This window comes from Curtobacterium sp. NPDC086286, assembly GCF_044746255.1.
Classification (GTDB): Bacteria; Actinomycetota; Actinomycetes; order Actinomycetales; family Microbacteriaceae; genus Curtobacterium.
On the sequence record NZ_JBIVBW010000005.1, the window covers coordinates 308,846 to 327,707 of the forward strand.

Consider the following 18,862-nt stretch of genomic DNA (forward strand, 5'->3'; position numbering starts at 1 on the left):
GCCGCGCGCCCGGTTTGTGGGGGGCGCCCGGCGCGCCGCCCCCCCCGGGTGTGGGGGGGGGGGGGTGCGGGCGGGGGGGGGGGGGGCGCCCCCCCCCGGGCGGGGGGGGGGGGGGCCCGGGGCCCCCGCGCCTCCCGTCCGTCGATCAGCCGGGTCTCAGACCAGGCCGAGCTTCTTCCGCAGGCTCGCCACGTGCCCCGTCGCCTTGACGTTGTAGAGCGGCAGCTGCACGGTGCCGTCCTCGTCGACCACGATCGTGGAGCGGATCGTGCCGGTGACGATCTTCCCGTAGTTGTTCTTCTCGCCCCAGGCGCCGTACGCCTTGTGCACGGCGAGGTCCGGGTCGCTCAGCAGCGGGAAGGTCAGGGCCTGCTCGTGCTGGAAGGTCTTGAGCGCCGGCAGGTCGTCCTTCGAGACGCCGAGCACCTCGTACCCGGCGGCCTGCAGCGAGGACATGTTGTCGCGGAAGTCGCATGCCTCGGTGGTGCACCCCGGCGTCGACGCTGCCGGGTAGAAGTACACGATGACCTTCTTCCCACGCAGGGCCGAGAGGGAGTGCTCGGTGCCGTCCTGGTCCGGCAGGGTGAAGTCGGGGGCGGTGTCGCCGGCGGCGAGACGGTCGGTCATGGGGCTCCTGTTCGTGGTCCGTGCCCCGAGTGGTCAAGAGCACGCGAAACCCATGCTATTGTTGTTTCCCGTTGCAGCACGGAAGCGCAACATGCACCTCTAGCTCAATTGGCAGAGCAACTGACTCTTAATCAGTGGGTTCTCGGTTCAAGTCCGAGGGGGTGCACCAGCAAGGCCCCGACTCGTCGAGTCGGGGCCTTCGTCGTTCCCGGCGTGCGGTGCCGCACGGGGAGACACGCCCGGAGTGCGATTCGGCCGCGACTCCGCGTGCGGATCAGTCGGCGGAGACGTCGACCACGCGCTCCTCGCCGACCACCGGGTCGAGCGCTCCCGCCGAGGTCGCGGCGAGGTCGGCACGCAGCGGTTCGATGCCGTCGCCCGGCACCCAGAGCTCGAACGTCGCGGCGGCGCCGTACGCGGGGTCGCCGAGCGTGGCTCCGTGGTGCCGGACCCAGTCGCGCAGCACGTTGTCGATCCGGCCGGCGTCGGCGTGCGGGACGTCCACCGTCACCCGGGTCAGTGCGCGCCGGTGCACGAGCGTCGCGCGGTCGAGCGCCTCGGACACCGAGGTCGAGTAGGCCCGGACGAGGCCGCCGGCACCGAGCTTCACGCCCCCGAAGTACCGCGTGACGACCGCGACGACGTCGGTCAGACCGCGGCGCCGGAGCACCTCGAGCATCGGGACGCCGGCGGTCCCGGAGGGTTCACCGTCGTCGCTCGACCGCGCCTGGTCCCCGAGCACGCCGGTGACCATCGCGGTGCAGTTGTGCCGGGCGTCCCACCGCCGACGGCGGACCTCGGCGATCACCCGGTCCGCGTCCGCGACCCCGGACACCGGCGCCACGGTCGTGATGAAGCGCGACTTCGTGATGACGATCTCGTGCTCGACCGGGGCGGCGACCGTGGACGGGTACGGGGTGCTCACACCGTCGAGGCTAGCGAGGTCCTCGTCGGCGGCTCGCGCTACCATGTCCTGCACGACGTGCGGCTGGGGAGGAGTCCGATCGACATGGCGACAGCAGATCCGAGGGGTGGCGTGCTCGACGCCGCGGAACTCGCGCGCCGGCTGAACCTCCTCCTCGACTTCGAGGAAGCGCAGCGCGGCGCCCCCGTCCCGTTCGCGGCGATCGAGGAGTACGTGGCGGCCCAGGGTGGCTCGCTGTCCCGGGCGAAGTGGACGTACATGCTCTCCGGCGACGGCCGTCGCAACCGCGACACCGGTCTGCTCCGCCTGCTCGCGGGCTTCTTCGAGGTCGACGAGCGCTTCCTGCTCGAGGACAGCGACGTCCCCGAGCGCATCGGCGCCCAGCTCGCCCTCGTCCGCTCCCTCCGATCGGCACGTGTCAGCGGGTTCGCCGCCCGGACCTTCCCCGGTGAGCTCTCGCCCGAGGCGCTCCGTCGCATCGCCGAGGTGCTCGAGGAGGAGTCCGCCCGGGGGAGCGTCGCATGAGCGCGCCGACCGACCTCGTCGAGGCGTTCTGGGCGCGTGGTGCGGCCGAGGGGTGGTCCGACGTCGACCAGGCCGTCGCCGCCGCGGCCGAGGTGGTCGGCAAGCCGATCGTCGTCCGTGAAGAGGCGTTCCTCGCCGCCGAGCCCGTGTGCGGCTTCGTGGCGACGCTCGAGCGGCAGCACCTGGTGATGATCTCCCCGACGGCCTCGCGGACGTTCCGCTCGTTCGTCATCGGCCACGAACTCGGCCACATCCTGCACCGCCACCAGGACCACGCACCGCAGGCGGCCTACATCCGCGACGTCATCCCGGACCTGCCGGAGTACAAGGTCGAGCGGGCACTCGCCCGCGGGCTGTTCTCGAACGAGTACGAGCACGAGGCCGAGGTCTTCGCCGACCGGCTCGCTGGGCTCATCCGCGGCCACCGCGACCGTCCGAGCGCGTTCCGCGGGGTGTTCGGGTGATCGTCTCCCTCGTCCAGGCGCTGCTCCTGATCGCGGGCACGGTCACGCTGTTCGTCCTGCAGCGCGGGCAGGACCGCACGCTCGCGGTCACCTTCCTGTTGTTCGCCGCGACGATCGTCACGAACGTCGACCCGCTGTACCGGTGGCTCGATCCGCTGTTCGGCGGGTTCAACGTGGTCACGGTCGTCAGCGACTGCCTGATGGTCGCGGGGACGAGCACCCTGCTCTGGGGTGTGTCGAAGGCCGTCGGTGCCGCGCGGCCGTGGCTCCGGAACGCGATCGTCGTGACGTGCGCGGTCGTCGTCGTGGTGGTCATCGTGGCGTTCACCGTGCTCGACAAGCCCGCGACGACGACGACCTTCATGCTCGACGCCGGATCGCACCCGGCAGCGACGGTCTACTCGATCGCGCAGACGGTCTACCTCGGGGTAGCGCTCGGCGCGACCGGACTCATCTGCGTCCTGCACCTGCGCGAGGCCCGCACCACCACCGACCTCGTCGGCCTGTGGGTCCTCGTGCTCGGTGGGGTCCTCGGTGTCGTGCGGATGGTCGTCGTCGTGGCGATGGACCTCGCGCACGTCCTGGGCGACCTCGGCCTCACCCGGGCCCTCGCGCTGCCCTACGACGTCACGACCCCGGGCGCGGTGATCTGCGTGTCGTCCGGGATGCTCCTGCTCGTCATCGGCCACCAGGTCTCCCGTCGTCGGCGCTCCCGCCGGGTGGAGACCGCCCTGCGCGCCCTCACGCCGTTGCACGCGCGGATCGGCACCGACAACGCCTACCCCGACTCCGGCGATCCGGCGACGCGGCTCAGTCGGCTCATCGTCGAGATCAACGACGGCGCCCGTCGCGCCCGGCAGTCGCTGAGCGAGTCGGAGCAGCGGGCCCTGGCCGACGCCGAAGCGGCCCTCGACGCGGCGTAGCGCCAGTCGTTACCAGAACGGGACATCGATCCCACTGGATGGGTCGACGTCGTCCGGGCCGCCGTGTAGGGTCTGTAGCAGGTGCTACACGCGATGTGGCAGCACGGGGTGGGACTCGGCCGCGTTGGGGGCGGCCGAGCACCACCGGCCCCGTGCCCGCGGTGTCTAGGATCGTCGGGTGACCGTCTTCGCAGCCCTCGTCCTGTTCATCGGTGCCGTCTTCAACGTCGTCACCTGGCCCCGCTTCTTCCAGCGGGTCGCGAAGGACTCCCGGGCGCGTGACGCCGCCGGCAAGCCGACGACGTTCTACACGGTGCACCTCGTGCTGCTGCTCATCGCGCTGGCGATCGCCGTCGCCGCCGTCGTCGCGGGGATCCTGCTGCTCGTCTGAGCCGGTCCGGACCGGCCTCGCCGGCCCGGCCGGCTGCGAGCGTGTCCGTCGCCGAGGGAGCAGGATCGGCGCTGGTACCGTCGCCGCCGGAGGCCGGGCCAGAACCCGAATCCGTCCCGGGACCCGGCGACGACGGGGCTTTGGACGCGACCCGGTGCCGGCCAGGAGGCGCGGTGCCGGCCCGCAACGCGCCTCCTGGCCCGCGACCGGTCGCGTCCAGGGCGCTTCAGGCCTGCTTCAGCGGCGCACGGCAGGATCGGGGCATGCGTGTCCTGGTGGTCGACGACGAGGTGCGGCTCGCCGACGGCGTCCGTCGCGGGCTGGAAGCCGAGGGGTGGGCGGTCGACGTCGCCCACGACGGCGTCGACGGACTGTGGCACGCCCGCGAGTTCGGGTACGACGCGATCGTGCTCGACCTGATGATGCCCGGGCTCAGCGGCTGGGCCGTGTGCGCGCAGCTCCGTGCCGACGGCGACTGGACGCCCGTCCTCATGCTGACGGCGAAGGACGGCGAGTGGGACCAGGTCGAGGCGCTCGACGCCGGGGCCGACGACTACGTGACGAAGCCGTTCTCGCACCCGGTCCTCGTGGCGAGGCTGCGTGCCCTGGTGCGCCGCGGTGCGCGCGAGCGCCCGGCGGTCCTGACGCTCGGCGACCTCGTCGTCGACCCGGCCGCCCGGACGGTGTCCCGGGCGTCGACGCCCGTCGAGCTGACGAGTCGCGAGTTCGCCGTCCTCGAGTTCCTGGCGCGCCGCGCCGGCGAGGTCTGCTCGAAGCGCGACGTCATCGAGAACGTGTGGGACGTCGACTTCGACGGCGACCCGAACATCGTCGAGGTGTACGTCGGACACCTGCGTCGCAAGGTCGACCGGCCGTTCGGTCGCACCGCGATCGAGACGGTGCGCGGCGCCGGTTACCGGTTGGCGGCGGACGGTGGCTGACGGCGGCCGCCGGCGCTTCCGGTCCGTCCGGGCGCGGACCACCCTCGGGGCGGTCGTCGTCGTGCTCGCGGCGCTGCTCGTCGGCGCGGCGGCGTTCGTCGTCGTGCTCCGCCTCGTCCTCCTCGACGGGGTGCAGACCACGGCGGAGTCGGGGCTCGAGCAGGCCTCGGCGCGGGTCGAGGCCGACGGCGCCGGGGTCGTGAGCGGCTACGAGGACGTCCTCGTGCAGGTCGTGGGTGACGACGGGTCCGTCCTCGCCCACGGGGACGACGCCGATCCACCGGCGCTCCCGACGGCCGACGAGTCCCGCTGGACCCACGACGGCGAGCGGTGGCTGCTCGTCGCCGACGATGTCGACCTGCCCGGCGGCGGGGACGCGACGCTCGTCTACGGGGTCTCCCTCGACCAGACCGACGCCGCCGTCGGTGCCGCGGTCGCGCTGCTGGCCGTGGGCGTCCCGGTGCTCGTGCTCGTGATGGGTGCCGTCACGTGGGTGGTCACCGGCCGGTCGCTCCGCCCGGTCGAACGCATGCGCACCGAGGTCGAGACGATCCGCGCGGCACGACCGGACGCCCGGGTCGCCGTCCCGGACACCGGCGACGAGATCGCCCGGCTCGCCACGACCATGAACACCATGCTCGACCGGCTCGACCGTTCCGCCGCGGGGCAGCGGCGGTTCGTGTCCGACGCCTCCCACGAGCTGCGGTCGCCGATCGCGACCATCCGCCAGCACGCCGAGGTCGCCGCGGCGCACCCCGACCGCGCCGACGTCGTCGAGCTGTCCGAGGTGGTGCGCTCGGAGGTGCTCCGGCTGCAGGACCTCGTGACGGGCCTCCTCGAGCTCTCGCGGCTCGACGAGGGCGACGTGGGCGTCCGGCGTCCGGTGGACCTGGACGACCTGGCGCTCGACGCCGTGGCCCGGGCGCGTGGACGGCTCGGCGGGAGCACCGCCGGGTCGATCCGGGTCGAGGGGTCCGGGATCGGGCCGGCCCGTGTCCTCGGGGACGAACGGCTCCTCGCCGCCGTGGTCCGCAACCTCGTCGACAACGCCGTCCGGCACGCCGAGGGTCGGGTCGTCGTCGCGCTCGCCGAGCAGGACGGACGCGCTGTCCTGACGGTGGACGACGACGGCGCGGGCATCGCTCCGGCAGACCGCGAGCGCGTGTTCGAACGCCTCGTCCGGCTCGACGAGGCGCGCAGCCGGGACGCGGGCGGCGCGGGGCTCGGCCTCGCGATCGTCCAGGACGCCGTCCGGGCACACGGCGGGGACGTCGTCGTGGCGGACTCGCCCCTCGGCGGCGCCCGGTTCGCGGTCCGCATCGCACTCGGCGGCTGACCAGGGGGCTTCAGCCGTGCTTCAGCACCCGCCCGGCACCCTGGTCGCATGAACGCACTCCGCACCACTACCGCCCGCTCCACCCGTCGTGTCGCCGGCATCGCCGCCCTGCCGCTCGTGGCGTCCCTCGCCCTCGTCGGGTGCTCCACCGCGCAGTCCGACGGGGGATCGTCCACGACGTCGTCGTCGTCCTCGTCCGGATCGGCGTCCGGCGGCGCGACCGCTGCGTCCGCCACGTCGAACGACGCCCTGCGTGCCGCCGTCGCCACCGCCCGCGACGCCGTGGGGTCTGGCACCGTGATCTCGGTCGAGCAGGAGCAGAACGGCACCGCGTACGAAGTGCTGGTCGTCACCGACGACGGCACCGAGCACGAGGTGCACACGAACGAGGCCGGCACGGCGGTGTCCGGATCGCCGCGCACCGAGACCTCGGACGCCGACGACCGGGCCGAGAACGAGCGCTTCACGGCCGCGGCCGACCTGACCGTGGACGACGCGGTCGGCCGGTTCGAGGACCTGCACGCCGGCACGATCACCGAGCTCGGGCTCGACGACCACCTCGGGAAGGTCGTCTGGGAGGGCGACGTCCGCGACGCCTCGGGCACGAAGCACAGCGTCCGCCTCGACGCGGGCACCGGCAAGGTCGTCACGGACGAGGTCGACACCGACGACTGAGCCGCGGGCGCCGGCGCGAGCGCGAGCGCGAGGGCGTCGGTGGTCCGCGGTAGACCTGGGGCATCCGGCCACGCGCCGGCGGACCCGGGAGCGACGATGACCGACCAGACCCCGCGCACGTACCCCCAGGGCGTCCCCAGCTGGATCGACGCCCGACAGCCGGACCCGGACGCAGCCCAGGCCTTCTACGGCGGGCTGTTCGGCTGGGACTTCGAGGAGCGACTCCCGCCGGGGGCGCCGGGCTCCTACCGCATCGTGTTGATCGACGGGCACGAGGTCGGTGCCGTCGCGTCGAGTGACGAGCCGGCCACGTGGCGCACGTACATCGCGGTCGACGACGCTGACGCCGTGGCCCGTCGCGTCACGGAGCTCGGCGGCACCGCTGGTCCCGCCGAGGACGCCGGACCCGGGGGAGCGGCCGGCCGCAGTGTCGACTGCGTCGATCCCCGTGGTGCCGCGTTCGGGCTCTGGCAGGCGCGTGCCCGACTCGGCGCGCAGCACATCAACGCCCCCGGTGGGTGGGTGTTCAGCGACCTCCGCTCGACCGATCCGGAGCAGGCGATCGGGTTCTACGAGCAGCTCTTCGGCTGGCAGGTCTCCGGCATCGAGGAAGGCCCGAGCGCGATGGTCCGCCTGCCCGGGTACGGCGACCACCTCGCGGCGACCTCGGACCCGGACATCCGCGAACGCCAGGTCGGCGCGCCCGAGGGGTTCGCCGACGTCATCGGCGCGCTCGACAAGCTCGACGCCGGGGCCGACGACTGGCACGTGTCGTTCAGCGTGGCGGACCGCGACGGTGCCGCGGCGCTCGCCGAACAGCTCGGTGGTCGGGTGCTGGGCTCGTGGGACGGCTTCTGGACCCGGGCTGCGGAGCTGCAGGACCCGCAGGGTGCGACGTTCCGCGTCACGCAGTTCGCGCCGCAGGACGGCTGAGTCCCGCCACGAGGATGTCGAGCAGCCGGCCCGTCTGCGCGGCGTCGACCGCGTCGCGGGTGGAGAGCAGGATGCCCACCAGTGCGGCCGTGACGTCGTCGGCGAGCAGTTCGGCCCGGAGCGAGCCGTCGGCGGCCCCGGCGTCCAGGAACCGCTGCACCGCCGCGTTCACCCGCTCTCGGGTCCCCGCGGCCTCGGCTGTCCCGCGCAACGCCCCCGCCCGCACGGTCTCGGCGAGCCCCCGCTTCGTGACGACGAACTCGGCGTACCGGCCGGCGAAGGCCCGGAAGGCGTCCGCGGCGCTCCCGGAGCCGGTACCGGGGGCGAGGAGCTCGTCGACGGTGGCGAGCGCCGCATCGAGCTCGGCGCGGTAGACCGCGGCGATGAGGTCCTCGCGCGTCGGGAAGTTCCGGTACAGCGTCCCGATCCCGACGCCTGCGGCCCGTGCCACGGCCTCGAGCGACGTGTCCTCGCCCTGCGCGGTGAAGGCCGCACGCGCGGCGTCCACCACCCGCTGGCGGTTACGCGCGGCGTCCGCGCGAGGTCGCCGAGCGTTCGTCACGGGATCGCTGGACAAAGCGGAGGCTCCTCCGGTTATGCTGATCGAAGCGGAGGTTCCTCCGTTTCGATCGACACTACCGGAGATGACATGCACGAGGAACAGTCACGGCGCCCGGGTGGCGCCTCCACGCTCGGCGGTCGGACCGTCGGACGGATCGGCTACGGGGCGATGGCACTCGAACGGTTCACCGACGACCGGCAGGCGGGCGTGGCCCTGCTGCACCGCGCCCGGGAGCTCGGCGTCGACCACGTGGACACCGCGGACTTCTACGGAGACGGCGTCGCGAACGACGTGATCCGGCGAGCGTTCGGGGCCGATGACAACGTGGTCGTCGTGAGCAAGGTCGGTGCCGTCCGGGTCGCCGCACCGGTGCCACTCGCCCTCGCGCAGCGTCCGGAGCAGTTGCGCGCTCAGGTGCACGCCAACCTGCGCAGCCTCGGCCGTGAGCGCATCGACGTCGTGAACCTCCGCCGAGCGGACACCGGCCCCGGTCTGCTGGCCGAGGGGGACCAGCTCGTGGACGTCGAGGACCAGCTGGCGGAGATGACCGCGATGCGCGACGAGGGGTTGATCGGGGGGATCGGTCTGAGCGCCGTGTCCGGCGAGGTGCTCGAGCGGGGGCTCGCGGCCGGGATCGTCTGCGTGCAGAACGCCTACTCGCTCGTGGCCCGTGAGCACGAGGCGCTGCTCGACCAGTGCATCCGGGAAGGGATCGCGTGGGTGCCGTACTTCCCCCTCGGCGGGGCGTTCCCGGGCCTCCCGAAGGTCGTGGACGAACCGGTGGCCGTGCGGATCGCGGACGAGCTCGGCGTCACTCCGGCGCAGCTCGGACTCGCGTGGCTGCTGCAGCACGCGCCGGACGTCCTGCTCATCCCCGGGACGTCGGACGCCGGGCACCTGGCCGAGAACCTCGCCGCGGGTGCGGTCCGGTTGGACGAGTCACAGGTCGCCGACCTCGACGCGGTGTGGGGACGTCGGCTCGCGGACGGTACAGCCCACCCGTCCTGGCCGTGAGCGCCCGCCGGTCGGCGGTGGGCGTCAGGACGCGGACGGCAACGGCGCGCCCAGGGCTCGACGCAACGCCAGCCCGGCGACCTGCTCGTCCGTGGTGTCGAGCAGCACCCGGTAGGTCTCCCCGGGCGTGACGAACTCGACGCACACCGCGTCGAAGTCGCACGGTTCGATCCGCCACCCGCGCACGGACTCCATCGGCACCGGCGTCAGGGCGTCCCGCTCGTAGCTGGTCTCGGCAGCGACGCGGTCGTCGAACACCCGGACGCGGCCGAAGGTGCCGCGCCAGGTGAGCTGGAGGTCGAGCGTGGGGGAGACAGATGGGTCCGGCACCCGCCGATCGTACCGACGGGTGCCGGACCCTCCTGCACGCCCAGGGCGCGCTGTTTCGCTATCCGGACACTCCGCCCGTCGTCGGTCGAGCCGACGGACGGGAGAGCTGCCGGTGATCAGGCCCGGTGGTCGTCCGATCCGGCGTCCGACCCGGCGTCCGGACCAGCGGACGCATCCGTGGACCCGGTCGACGAACCGTCCGTGGCAGCGGTCGAGGAACCGTCCGTGCCGGAGCCGCTCCGACGCACCTGGTTCGCCGGGTCCCGACCGGTCACCGGGTACGGACCCGTGATGCCCGAGCGGAGCGAGGCGATCCGGAGGATGCGGTCGCGCTGCAGGAACCAGCCGAGGATGAGCAGCGGGATCACGATGATGAGCGACGCGATCGTGTACGTGCCGATCGGGTAGTCGATCGCCATGAGCACGATGACGGTCGCGAGGAACACCAGCGTCAGCCAGGACGTGTACGGCGCGCCCGGCAGCTTGAACGACGGCTCCTTCGCGAGTCCCTGCTTCGCCCACGACCGCAGCTTCATCTGGCAGAGGATGATCGTGCCCCAGGCGGTGATGATCCCGAGGCTCGCGATGTTCAGGGCGATCTCGAACGCCTGCCCGGGGACGAACAGGTTGAGGATGACGCCGACCAGCGTGAACGCCGAGGTGAGCAGGATGCCGGCGAACGGCACGCCGCCCTTCGTCATCTTCGTGGTCCACTTCGGCGCGGAGCCGTTCATGCCCATCGAGTGGAGTGCACGTCCGGTCGAGTAGAGCCCGGCGTTCAGCGACGACAGCGCCGCGGTGAGGACGACGAAGTTCATGATCGAGCCGACGACCTGGCCGACCTGCGGGTTGCCGATCGACGAGAAGAAGGTCACGAAGGGGCTGACGCCGTCCTTGTACGAGGTGTACGGCAGGAGCAGCGAGAGCAGGACGACCGACCCGACGTAGAACACCGCGATGCGGAAGACGACCGAGTTGATCGCGCGGGGGATGACCTTCTCGGTGTCCTGCGTCTCGCCGGACGCGGTGCCGACGAGCTCGATCGCGGCGTAGGCGAACACGACGCCCTGCACGACGAGGACCGCCGGGAGCAGGCCGGTCGGGAAGAGGCCGCCGTTGTCCGCCCAGATGCCGAAGCCGGTGCGGACCGCTTCGCCGCCCGCCTCCACCGGGAACGCGAACACGAGCCACACGAGCGCGACGATGAGGAAGGCCACCAGGGCGGCGACCTTGATGATCGCGAACCAGAACTCCAGCTCGCCGAACACCTTCACGGCGACGAGGTTCGCGGCCAGCACGACGACGAGCGCCGCGAGGGCCAGCGCCCACTGCGGGATCGCGCGCGGTCCGGCCCAGTAGTGCAGGTAGAGCGCGACCGCGGTGGTGTCCACGATCGAGGTCATCGCCCAGTTGAGGAAGTACATCCACCCGGCGGCGTACGCGAACTTCTCGCCGAAGAACTCGCGGGCGTACGAGATGAACGACCCGGACGACGGGCGGTGCAGCACGAGCTCACCGAGGGCCCGGAGGATGAAGAACGCGAAGATGCCCGCGATGAGGTACACGACCGCCAGGGCCGGCCCCGCGGTGTGCAGGCGACCGCCCGCGCCGAGGAAGAGCCCCGTGCCGATCGCGCCGCCGATGGCGATCATCTGCAGTTGCCGGGGCTTCAGCCCGTGCTGGTAGCCCTCCTGCTCGTGCGAGAAGTCGTTCGCGGGCGCGCGGTCCACCCCGGTGTCGTTCTGCGCTGTCATGCGCGACACGCTACAGGTGCGTCGAACCGGGGTGGCACACAACCATGCGAGTCTCCTGAAAAGTAACGAGCCGGTCACGATCGCGATCCCCGCACCGGTGGGCGACACGCCGTGAACGGGGTACACCGGTGCCGGGATTCCGGCGGACCCGGATTCGCGACGGGGGACAAGCGCCGATAGCCTTGAACGTCCCTTCAGGGGACACCGACGATCAGGACGCGTCCACCGCAGCAGCACAGCGGGGGCCGTACGGTCGGCTGGACCGGGGTCGTCCCGAGTACGACCCCCGCGTGCGTGATCGCTCGCCCTGCGCCGTTGCGCGGGCTCGATGCGATGCCGCCGAACACGGTGCCGGGCGACCCGTCCGCAACCACCGGTACCGCCGTGCGCCGTTCCGCGCCGCGGTCCCGCGAGGAGCACCGTTGACCATCGCACCACCCCAGGACCGGCGTGCCGTCACGCCGGACCACCCCACCGACGTCCCGGCCGTGCGCGTGCACGGCGCCTACAAGGTCTTCGGCCGCCGACCCGGTGAAGCGGTCCGCCGCCTGGCCGACGGCGCCACCCGTGACGAGGTCCGTGACCTCGGCTCGGCAGCCGTCATCGACGCGTCCTTCGACGTGCGTCCCGGCGAGATCTTCGTCGTCATGGGCCTGTCCGGCTCGGGCAAGTCGACGCTCATCCGCATGCTGAACGGCCTGCTGGAGCCGACCGCGGGCAGCGTCGAGATCGGCGGCCGGACGGTCACCAAGGCGACGCCGAAGGAGATCCGCGAGATCCGACGCACCAGCGTGTCGATGGTCTTCCAGCACTTCGCGCTGCTGCCGCACCGCACGGTGCTCGAGAACGTCGCGTACGGCCTCGAGGTCAACGGCGTCGACAAGGCCACCCGGCTGGCCAAGGCCCGCGAGGTCATCGGCCTGGTCGGACTCGACGTCTGGGCGGACGCCAAGCCCGACGAGCTCTCCGGCGGCATGCAGCAGCGCGTCGGCATCGCCCGCGCCCTCGCCGCCGAGACCGACGTCCTGCTGATGGACGAGGCCTTCAGCGCCCTCGACCCGCTCATCCGCCGCGAGATGCAGGAGCAGCTCGTCGACCTGCAGCAGCGCCTCGGCAAGACGATCGTCTTCATCACGCACGACCTCAACGAGGCCATGTTCCTCGGCGACCGGATCGCCGTGATGCGCGACGGCCGGATCGTGCAGATCGGTTCGCCGGAGGACATCCTCACCGACCCCGCGAACGACTACGTCGCCCAGTTCGTGCAGGACGTCGACCGTGCCCGCGTGCTCACCGCATCGAGCGTCATGGAGCCCGCACGTGCAGCGGTCCCGCTGACCGTCGGCCCGCGTGGCGCGCTCCGGACCATGCGCGACCTGCAGACGGCCGCGGTCTTCGTGACCGGACGCGGCCGGAAGCTCGAGGGCTGGGTCCGCGACCGGCACGTCATGCGCCAGGTCAAGGCCGGCGACACGAACCTCGACGCCATCGTCAACACCGAGTACGCCCGGGTCGCGCCGGAGACCGCGCTGACCGATCTGTTCGAGCTCGCGGTGGAGTCGCCGCTGCCCATCGCGGTCGTCGACGACGAGGGGCGCCTGCTCGGAGTCGTCCCGCGCGTCACCCTGCTCGCCGCCCTCGGCAACGTGCCGACGGCGACGATGCCCATCCCGGTGCTCGAGCCGGTCACCCGCATCTCCGACTCCGACATGGACTCGACCCTCGCCGAAGGAGACCACGCATGATCACCCCCGGAACCAACTCCTTCGGCGACTTCCACCTGCCCCTCGGCACCTGGGTCGCAGCGATCGTCGACTGGATCACCACCTACCTCTCCGGCTTCTTCGACGTCGTCCGCTACGTGTTCACGTGGATGGACGCGTGGATGGAGTACTTCCTCTCCACGCCGCCGTTCTGGGTGGTCGTCGCGATCCTCGTGGTCCTGGCGTTCGTCGCGAAGGGTTGGAAGCTCGCACTCGGCGCCGCCGTCGGTCTGCTCTTCATCGTGAGCGTCGGCCAGTGGACGAACGCGATGGACACCCTCGCCCTCGTGATCGTCGCCGCGGGGCTCGCTGTCGTGTTCAGCATCCCGCTCGGCATCTGGGCCGCCCGCTCGGACACCGCCAGCCGGATCATCCGCCCGGTGCTCGACTTCATGCAGACCACCCCGGCCTTCGTCTACCTGATCCCGGCGCTGCTGCTCTTCCGCGTCGGCGTCGTCCCCGGCATCGTCGCGACGATCGTGTTCGCGATGGCTCCGGGCGTCCGGCTCACCGAGCTCGGCATCCGTGGGGTCCCGAGCGAGGTCGTCGAGGCCGGCGCCGCGTTCGGGTCGAGCCCCTGGCGCATCCTCCGCCAGATCCAGCTGCCGCTCGCGAAGGCCAGCATCATGGCGGGCGTCAACCAGGTCATCATGCTGTCGCTCTCGATGGTCGTCATCGCCGGCATGGTCGGCGCCGGGGGACTCGGCGAGCAGATCGTCGCCTCGCTGAACCGCATCGACGTCGGTCTCGGTGCGGAGGCCGGCCTGTCAGTGGTGGTGCTGGCGATCCTGCTGGACCGCCTGACCGCAGCGCTCGGCGGTGACTCGGGCCGCGCCTCCAGGCTCTTCGGACGCGCGAAGCGGAAGCCCACCGCGACCGCGACGCCGAACGCGGCGACCGCCCAGACCGCCGCCACCACCGAAGCGGTCACCGACCGCCAGACCGTCGACGCGTGAGGAAGGAACAGATCATGAAGCGAACCAAGCGCACCCTCGCGGCCGCCGCACTCGCCGCCGCCACCGCCCTCGGCCTGTCCGCGTGCATGCCGCCCGGGTACTACGGCGCCTCCGGCACGCTCGACAACGGCGACCAGAAGTCCATGCTCGTCGTCGTCTTCAACGGCTGGGACGAGGACACCGCCGCGAGCTACCTCTGGAAGCACGTCCTCGAGGAGAAGGGCTACGACGTCCAGCTCACGAACTCCGACGTCGCACCCGCCTACACGGGCCTCGCATCCGGCGACTACGACGTCGTGTTCGACACTTGGCTGCCGAACACGCACAAGGAGTACATGGACACGTACGGAAAGGACCTCACGGACCTCGGCGCGTGGAACGAGCAGGCGTCGCTCGAGCTCGCCGTGCCGGAGTACTCGGACATCGACTCGATCGAAGAACTGAAGGCGAAGGCCTCGGACTTCGGCAACAAGATCGTCGGCATCGAGCCCGCAGCCGGCGAGACGAAGGTCGTGCAGGACCAGGTGATCCCGCAGTACGGCCTCGACGGGATGGACTTCATCACGAGCTCGACGCCGGCGATGCTCGCCGACCTCAAGGCCGCGATCGCGAAGAAGGAGGACGTCGTCGTGACGCTGTGGCGTCCGCACTGGGCGTACGACGCCTTCCCGATCAAGGACCTGGAGGACCCGAAGGGCGCCCTCGGCAAGAACGAGGAGATCCACACCATCGCCAAGAAGGACTTCGCCGACGAGTTCCCGCAGGCGTCGAAGTGGATGGAGGACTTCGCGATGGACTCCGACACGCTCTACTCGCTCGAGAACGCGCTCGTGAACAGCGGCGCGAAGACGAGCGAGTACCCGGCGATCACCGCGAAGTGGGCGTCCGAGCACCAGGACTACGTGGACTCGCTCACCTCGACGAAGTAGCAGCAGCCCCTGCCAGGAGGCGCGGTGCCGGTCCGGCGCCGCGCCTCCTGTCATGTGGGTGGTCGCGTTCCTGAACGACGTCCGTCGTCCACCGCTTCGATGGAGGGATGGACATCCTCCTCCGGCTCCTCGTCGCGATCGGCGTCGCGCTGCTCGTCACCGCCGCCGCCGCGCTCGTCCTGCACCTCGTCTTCCGTGCACTCGCGCGGCGGGAACGCTGGGCGGCCGTGCTCTCCCGACGCATGAAGCACCCGTTCCGCACCGAACTGCTCGTCGTGCTCCTCTGGGTCGCGTTCGTCACGAGCGTCCCGAACCGGCCGGACGCCTTCCCGTGGCGCGCGCCGGTGTCGCACGGCTTCCTCATCGCCACGATCGCTGCGGGCACCTGGCTGGCGTGCCAGATCGCGATCTTCCTCGAGGACCTCGGCCTGCACCGCTTCCGCATCGACGTCCCGGACAACCGGCAGGCCCGCCGCATCCGCACGCAGGTCCTCGTGATCCGCCGGCTGACCGTCGCGGTCCTCGTGATCATCGGCATCGGCGCGATCCTGCTGACCTTCCCGGGGGTCGAGGCAGCCGGGGCGAGCGTGCTCGCGTCGGCGGGGCTCATCTCCGTCATCGCCGGCCTCGCAGCGCAGTCGACGCTGGGCAACGTCTTCGCCGGCATGCAGCTCGCGTTCTCCGGGTCGATCCGTGTCGACGACGTCGTCGTGGTCGAGCAGCAGTGGGGGCGGATCGAGGAGATCACCCTCACCTACGTCGTCGTGCACCTGTGGGACGACCGGCGGTTCGTGCTGCCGTCGACGTACTTCACGAGCACGCCGTTCGAGAACTGGACCCGGACCAACAGCGAGCTGCTCGGTGCCGTCGAGCTCGACCTCGACTGGCGGGTCCGGCCGGGGGAGATGCGGGCCGAGCTCGACCGGATCCTCGACCGCACCGAGCTCTGGGACCGCCGGGTGAAGGTCCTGCAGGTCACCGACGCCGTGCAGGGGTCCGTGCGTGTCCGGGTCCTCGCGACCTCGCACGACGCGCCGTCCCTGTTCGACCTGCGCTGCTACATCCGCGAGGAGCTCGTCGACTGGATCCAGCGGACCCATCCCGACGCGCTGCCGGTCCAGCGGGTGCTCATGGTGGACGAGGTCGCGGCGCCGCGACGGCGCGCGGCGTCGACCGCGTCGGAGTCCGCGCTGTTCACGCCGGACCAGGACGACCGTGCGGCGCTCTTCACGGGACCGATCCAGACCTCGGACATCCCGCGGTCGGAGCGCTGACCGGCCGGCCCGGAACCGACGGACGGACGGGAGGGACGGTGCCAGCTGGCACCGTCCCTCCCGTCCGTCACCGGGTCGCGTCCCGTCACCGGGTCGCGTCGCGGTCTACGGCTGCTTGGCCTTGACGGCGCGGTCGTCCTCGACGACCGTGCCGATCGCCACGAGCGTCGTCGCGATCCACGCCACCCACGTCAGCGCGAGGCGCCAGTCACGCGGGCCCTGCCGCGTGGTCTGCACCACGCTGTAGCCGCTGATGATCGAACTCCACACCGCACCGCTGAACATGAACTTCCGCACGGGTTCCTCCTGTCGTCGTCCCGTCAACGCTACCGGCCAGTACATTGGAGCGCCGCCGGACGCCCTGCCCGGCGCGCTCGTGGAGGAGTCGTCGTGCGCCAGGCCGTCATCGGGGGAGTCCTGCTCGTGGTGGGCGCGGTGTGCGTCGCCCTCGGGCTGCTCCCACTGTCCGACCTCGCCGAGCTCGCCGACCGGGTCGTCCCGGTGCTGGCCTTCGTGCTCGGACTCACCGTCGTCGCCGAGCTCGCGGCGGACGCCGGGGTCTTCGACCGGCTCGCCGACGTCGCCGCACGGGTGGGGGGCGGTCGGACGATCGGGCTCTGGGGCGCCGTGGTCGTGCTCGCGGTCCTCTGCACCGTGTTCCTGTCGATCGACACCACGGCCGTGCTCCTCACCCCGATCGTCATCACGCTCGCCCGGCGGGTCGGACTCCCGCCGATGCCGTTCGCGCTGACGACCGTGTGGCTCGCGAACACCGCGTCGCTGCTGCTGCCGGTGTCGAACCTGACGAACCTGCTCGCCGTCGACCGCATCGGGCTCGACGGGCCGATCCCGTTCGCCGGGCTCATGGTGTGGGCGGCGCTCGCCGGTGTCGTGATCCCGTGCGCCGTGCTCCTCGTGGTGTTCCGCGGCAAGCTCTTCGGTCGGTACACGCCGGTCTCGGTCCGGGCGGCGACCGACCCGGTGTTCTTCTGGTCGGCGTCGGCGGTGCTCGTCGCGCTGGTGATCGCCCTGACCGCCGGCGTCACGGTGTGGATCGCCGCGATCGCCGCGGCGGTCGTGCTCGTGGTCGTCGCGGCCTTCCGGGCGCCGTCGGAACTCAAGCCGTCGCGCGTGCCGTGGTCGACGCTCGTCTTCGCGGCCGGGTTGTTCGTGGTCGTCGAGACGCTGCACACGACCGGCATCACCGACCCGATCGTGGCTGCGCTCTCCGGTGGCACCGGGACGGGGTCGCTCCTGGTGCTCGGCGGTGCCGGCGCGCTGGCGGCGAACGCGATCGACAACCTGCCCGCCTACCTGGTGCTCGAGCCGGCCGCCGGGCACGAGGCCCTGCGCTACGCGGCGCTCCTCGTCGGGGTGAACGCCGGCTGCCTCATCACGCCGTGGGCCTCGCTCGCGACGCTGCTGTGGCACGCACGACTGTCGTCCGAGGGCGTCCACCTGTCGTGGGGGCGGTACATGGCGCTCGGGTGCATCGTGGCACCGCTCACCGTCGTCGCCGGGGTCCTCGCGCTTCGGCTCTAGAGCCAGTCCTTCGCCTTGAAGACCCGGTACAGCGTCAGCGATGAGGCGATGATGAGCCCGAGGGAGAAGTAGAGCCCGCTCCACTCGCCCATTCCCGGGAACTTCAGGTTCTGGCCGAAGAACCCCGTGATCGCCGTCGGGATCGCGATGATCGCCGCCCAGCTCGTCACCTTCTTCATGACCGTGTTCTGCCGGTTCGACGCCAGGTTGAGGTTCGTGTCGAGGACGCTCGACACCGCGTCGCGGAGCTGGTCGACGGAGTCGGTGATCGACACGAGGTGGTCCTCGACGTCGCGGAAGTAGGGGCGGATGCCGTCCGAGATCGTCTCGGCGTCCCCGTGCAGCAACGAGGCGACGCTGTCCCGCGTGGGGACCACCTGACGGCGCAGGACGCCCAGGGCCTTGCGGAGGCGGAACGATCGCCGCTGGATCTGCTTCTCACGCGGGGTGCCGTGTTCGAAGAGGTCCTCCTCGAGCGCGTCGATCCGGCGCTCGATGTCCTCGACCGTGTTCGTGGCGTGGTCCGTGACCGCGTCGAGCAGGCCCCACATCAACCACGGGACGCCGTGGTCGGCGATGTCCGTGGTCGCGTCGAGCCGGCGCTCCATGGCCCCGGTGTCGACGTCGCTGCCGTGGATCGTGACGAGGGCGTGCTCGGTCACGAAGGCCTTCACCTCGTGCGTGGTGAGGCCCCCGGCGTGGTCGAGGCCGCCCACGTCGTAGACGACCAGGAAGAGGCTGTCGCGGTACCGATCGAGCTTCGGGCGCTGGCCGCGCTCGACGGCGTCCTCGACCGCGAGCGCGTGGATGCCGAGCTCGGCCTCGACGTGCTCGAGGTCGGACGGATCGGGGTCGGTGTAGTCCACCCACACGAAGGTGCCGTCCTCGGCGATGAGCTCGGAGATCCGGTCGACCGGGAAGTCCCGTTCCGCCGCGGTGCCGTTCCGCCACGCCCGTGTCATGACCATGGGGTCGAGCCTAGTGAGACGGCCGACCCC

General features: G+C 71.6%; 21 protein-coding genes and 1 tRNA gene. 15 read left to right on the forward strand and 7 right to left on the reverse strand.

All coding sequences use genetic code 11. The annotated features are described in order from the left end of the window. Positions 1-156 precede the first annotated feature (156 nt). Positions 157-627, reverse strand: a complete 471-nt coding sequence (gene bcp / locus ACIPKM_RS11560) for a thioredoxin-dependent thiol peroxidase (protein WP_071294921.1) — start codon at positions 625-627, stop codon at positions 157-159. A gap of 93 nt (positions 628-720) precedes the next feature. Here bcp and ACIPKM_RS11565 point away from each other — a divergent pair. After that, positions 721-796: transfer RNA gene (locus ACIPKM_RS11565), tRNA-Lys, on the forward strand. Between the two features lie 105 nt (positions 797-901). Here ACIPKM_RS11565 and ACIPKM_RS11570 read toward each other — a convergent pair. After that, positions 902-1,552, reverse strand: a complete 651-nt coding sequence (locus ACIPKM_RS11570; RefSeq protein WP_402736765.1) for an IMPACT family protein — start codon at positions 1,550-1,552, stop codon at positions 902-904. 84 nt (positions 1,553-1,636) lie between these two features. Here ACIPKM_RS11570 and ACIPKM_RS11575 point away from each other — a divergent pair, with 84 nt between their 5' ends. From ACIPKM_RS11575 to ACIPKM_RS11610, 8 genes are all read left to right on the forward strand, one after another. Continuing rightward, positions 1,637-2,077: a hypothetical protein gene (locus ACIPKM_RS11575; RefSeq protein ID WP_070419521.1), complete on the forward strand. Its 441-nt coding sequence runs from the start codon at positions 1,637-1,639 to the stop codon at positions 2,075-2,077. Continuing rightward, positions 2,074-2,541 (forward strand): ImmA/IrrE family metallo-endopeptidase, encoded by a 468-nt coding sequence (locus ACIPKM_RS11580; RefSeq protein WP_022905932.1) that lies wholly within the window; start codon positions 2,074-2,076, stop codon positions 2,539-2,541. Before ACIPKM_RS11575 ends, ACIPKM_RS11580 begins: the two co-directional genes overlap by 4 nt. After that, positions 2,538-3,464 (forward strand): hypothetical protein, encoded by a 927-nt coding sequence (locus ACIPKM_RS11585; RefSeq protein WP_229086239.1) that lies wholly within the window; start codon positions 2,538-2,540, stop codon positions 3,462-3,464. The genes ACIPKM_RS11580 and ACIPKM_RS11585 overlap by 4 nt, the downstream gene beginning before the upstream one ends. Positions 3,465-3,642: 178 nt before the next feature. Further along, the gene (locus ACIPKM_RS11590; protein WP_070418512.1) at positions 3,643-3,855 is read left to right on the forward strand and encodes an SCO4848 family membrane protein; all 213 of its coding nucleotides are present in this window, start codon (positions 3,643-3,645) and stop codon (positions 3,853-3,855) included. A 263-nt stretch (positions 3,856-4,118) separates the two neighbouring features. Then, on the forward strand, positions 4,119-4,796 hold the full coding sequence (locus ACIPKM_RS11595; RefSeq protein WP_071294923.1) for a response regulator transcription factor: 678 nt from the start codon (positions 4,119-4,121) through the stop codon (positions 4,794-4,796). After that, positions 4,789-6,132, forward strand: coding sequence for a sensor histidine kinase (locus ACIPKM_RS11600; RefSeq protein WP_402736766.1), 1,344 nt, complete (start codon positions 4,789-4,791; stop codon positions 6,130-6,132). Before ACIPKM_RS11595 ends, ACIPKM_RS11600 begins: the two co-directional genes overlap by 8 nt. A 48-nt stretch (positions 6,133-6,180) precedes the next feature. Further along, positions 6,181-6,807, forward strand: a complete 627-nt coding sequence (locus tag ACIPKM_RS11605; protein ID WP_402736767.1) for a PepSY domain-containing protein — start codon at positions 6,181-6,183, stop codon at positions 6,805-6,807. Between the two features lie 96 nt (positions 6,808-6,903). Next, a complete protein-coding gene (locus ACIPKM_RS11610; protein WP_402736768.1) occupies positions 6,904-7,740 on the forward strand; it encodes a VOC family protein in 837 nt (278 codons plus the stop codon). Here the strand turns inward: ACIPKM_RS11610 and ACIPKM_RS11615 are convergent. Continuing rightward, a complete protein-coding gene (locus ACIPKM_RS11615; RefSeq protein WP_402736769.1) occupies positions 7,712-8,251 on the reverse strand; it encodes a TetR/AcrR family transcriptional regulator in 540 nt (179 codons plus the stop codon). The two genes, ACIPKM_RS11610 and ACIPKM_RS11615, sit on opposite strands and share 29 nt — an antisense overlap. 138 nt (positions 8,252-8,389) lie before the next feature. Between ACIPKM_RS11615 and ACIPKM_RS11620 the strand changes: the two genes are divergently transcribed. Further along, positions 8,390-9,316 (forward strand): aldo/keto reductase, encoded by a 927-nt coding sequence (locus ACIPKM_RS11620; RefSeq protein ID WP_071294928.1) that lies wholly within the window; start codon positions 8,390-8,392, stop codon positions 9,314-9,316. 24 nt (positions 9,317-9,340) lie between these two features. On the opposite strand, the gene ACIPKM_RS11625 is transcribed toward ACIPKM_RS11620, so the two are convergent. Next, positions 9,341-9,646 carry a hypothetical protein gene (locus tag ACIPKM_RS11625; protein ID WP_070418517.1) on the reverse strand — a complete coding sequence of 102 codons (306 nt, stop codon included), beginning with the start codon at positions 9,644-9,646 and terminating at the stop codon, positions 9,341-9,343. A 116-nt stretch (positions 9,647-9,762) separates the two neighbouring features. Beyond that, positions 9,763-11,400 carry an amino acid permease gene (locus tag ACIPKM_RS11630; protein WP_402736770.1) on the reverse strand — a complete coding sequence of 546 codons (1,638 nt, stop codon included), beginning with the start codon at positions 11,398-11,400 and terminating at the stop codon, positions 9,763-9,765. Between the two features lie 428 nt (positions 11,401-11,828). Between ACIPKM_RS11630 and ACIPKM_RS11635 the strand changes: the two genes are divergently transcribed. The 4 genes from ACIPKM_RS11635 to ACIPKM_RS11650 all read left to right on the forward strand — a co-directional run bounded on the left by ACIPKM_RS11635 (position 11,829) and on the right by ACIPKM_RS11650 (position 16,322). Beyond that, positions 11,829-13,145: a glycine betaine/L-proline ABC transporter ATP-binding protein gene (locus ACIPKM_RS11635; RefSeq protein ID WP_374475309.1), complete on the forward strand. Its 1,317-nt coding sequence runs from the start codon at positions 11,829-11,831 to the stop codon at positions 13,143-13,145. Beyond that, entirely contained in the window at positions 13,142-14,119 is a 978-nt protein-coding gene (locus ACIPKM_RS11640) for an ABC transporter permease (RefSeq protein WP_402736771.1), read from the forward strand. Before ACIPKM_RS11635 ends, ACIPKM_RS11640 begins: the two co-directional genes overlap by 4 nt. Positions 14,120-14,133: 14 nt before the next feature. Then, positions 14,134-15,048: a glycine betaine ABC transporter substrate-binding protein gene (locus ACIPKM_RS11645; protein WP_402736772.1), complete on the forward strand. Its 915-nt coding sequence runs from the start codon at positions 14,134-14,136 to the stop codon at positions 15,046-15,048. Positions 15,049-15,155: 107 nt separating this feature from the next. Beyond that, the gene (locus ACIPKM_RS11650; RefSeq protein ID WP_070418520.1) at positions 15,156-16,322 is read left to right on the forward strand and encodes a mechanosensitive ion channel family protein; all 1,167 of its coding nucleotides are present in this window, start codon (positions 15,156-15,158) and stop codon (positions 16,320-16,322) included. A 105-nt stretch (positions 16,323-16,427) separates the two neighbouring features. On the opposite strand, the gene ACIPKM_RS11655 is transcribed toward ACIPKM_RS11650, so the two are convergent. Further along, the gene (locus tag ACIPKM_RS11655; protein ID WP_070418521.1) at positions 16,428-16,619 is read right to left on the reverse strand and encodes a hypothetical protein; all 192 of its coding nucleotides are present in this window, start codon (positions 16,617-16,619) and stop codon (positions 16,428-16,430) included. A 93-nt stretch (positions 16,620-16,712) separates the two neighbouring features. On the opposite strand from ACIPKM_RS11655, the gene ACIPKM_RS11660 reads away from it, so the two are divergent. Continuing rightward, positions 16,713-17,864 carry an SLC13 family permease gene (locus ACIPKM_RS11660; RefSeq protein ID WP_070418522.1) on the forward strand — a complete coding sequence of 384 codons (1,152 nt, stop codon included), beginning with the start codon at positions 16,713-16,715 and terminating at the stop codon, positions 17,862-17,864. Here ACIPKM_RS11660 and ACIPKM_RS11665 read toward each other — a convergent pair. Next, on the reverse strand, positions 17,861-18,832 hold the full coding sequence (locus ACIPKM_RS11665; protein WP_402736773.1) for a magnesium transporter CorA family protein: 972 nt from the start codon (positions 18,830-18,832) through the stop codon (positions 17,861-17,863). The two genes, ACIPKM_RS11660 and ACIPKM_RS11665, sit on opposite strands and share 4 nt — an antisense overlap. Between the last annotated feature and the right edge of the window lie 30 nt (positions 18,833-18,862).

What these genes read in the sequence shown, in the direction of transcription:
- bcp (WP_071294921.1), bottom strand. Translation starts at nt 627, where the DNA reads ATGACCGACCGTCTCGCCGCCGGCGACACCGCCCCCGACTTCACCCTG.
- ACIPKM_RS11575 (WP_070419521.1), top strand. Translation starts at nt 1,637, where the DNA reads ATGGCGACAGCAGATCCGAGGGGTGGCGTGCTCGACGCCGCGGAACTC.
- ACIPKM_RS11580 (WP_022905932.1), top strand. Translation starts at nt 2,074, where the DNA reads ATGAGCGCGCCGACCGACCTCGTCGAGGCGTTCTGGGCGCGTGGTGCG.
- ACIPKM_RS11595 (WP_071294923.1), top strand. Translation starts at nt 4,119, where the DNA reads ATGCGTGTCCTGGTGGTCGACGACGAGGTGCGGCTCGCCGACGGCGTC.
- ACIPKM_RS11605 (WP_402736767.1), top strand. Translation starts at nt 6,181, where the DNA reads ATGAACGCACTCCGCACCACTACCGCCCGCTCCACCCGTCGTGTCGCC.
- ACIPKM_RS11610 (WP_402736768.1), top strand. Translation starts at nt 6,904, where the DNA reads ATGACCGACCAGACCCCGCGCACGTACCCCCAGGGCGTCCCCAGCTGG.
- ACIPKM_RS11620 (WP_071294928.1), top strand. Translation starts at nt 8,390, where the DNA reads ATGCACGAGGAACAGTCACGGCGCCCGGGTGGCGCCTCCACGCTCGGC.
- ACIPKM_RS11630 (WP_402736770.1), bottom strand. Translation starts at nt 11,400, where the DNA reads ATGACAGCGCAGAACGACACCGGGGTGGACCGCGCGCCCGCGAACGAC.
- ACIPKM_RS11640 (WP_402736771.1), top strand. Translation starts at nt 13,142, where the DNA reads ATGATCACCCCCGGAACCAACTCCTTCGGCGACTTCCACCTGCCCCTC.
- ACIPKM_RS11645 (WP_402736772.1), top strand. Translation starts at nt 14,134, where the DNA reads ATGAAGCGAACCAAGCGCACCCTCGCGGCCGCCGCACTCGCCGCCGCC.
- ACIPKM_RS11650 (WP_070418520.1), top strand. Translation starts at nt 15,156, where the DNA reads ATGGACATCCTCCTCCGGCTCCTCGTCGCGATCGGCGTCGCGCTGCTC.
- ACIPKM_RS11665 (WP_402736773.1), bottom strand. Translation starts at nt 18,832, where the DNA reads ATGGTCATGACACGGGCGTGGCGGAACGGCACCGCGGCGGAACGGGAC.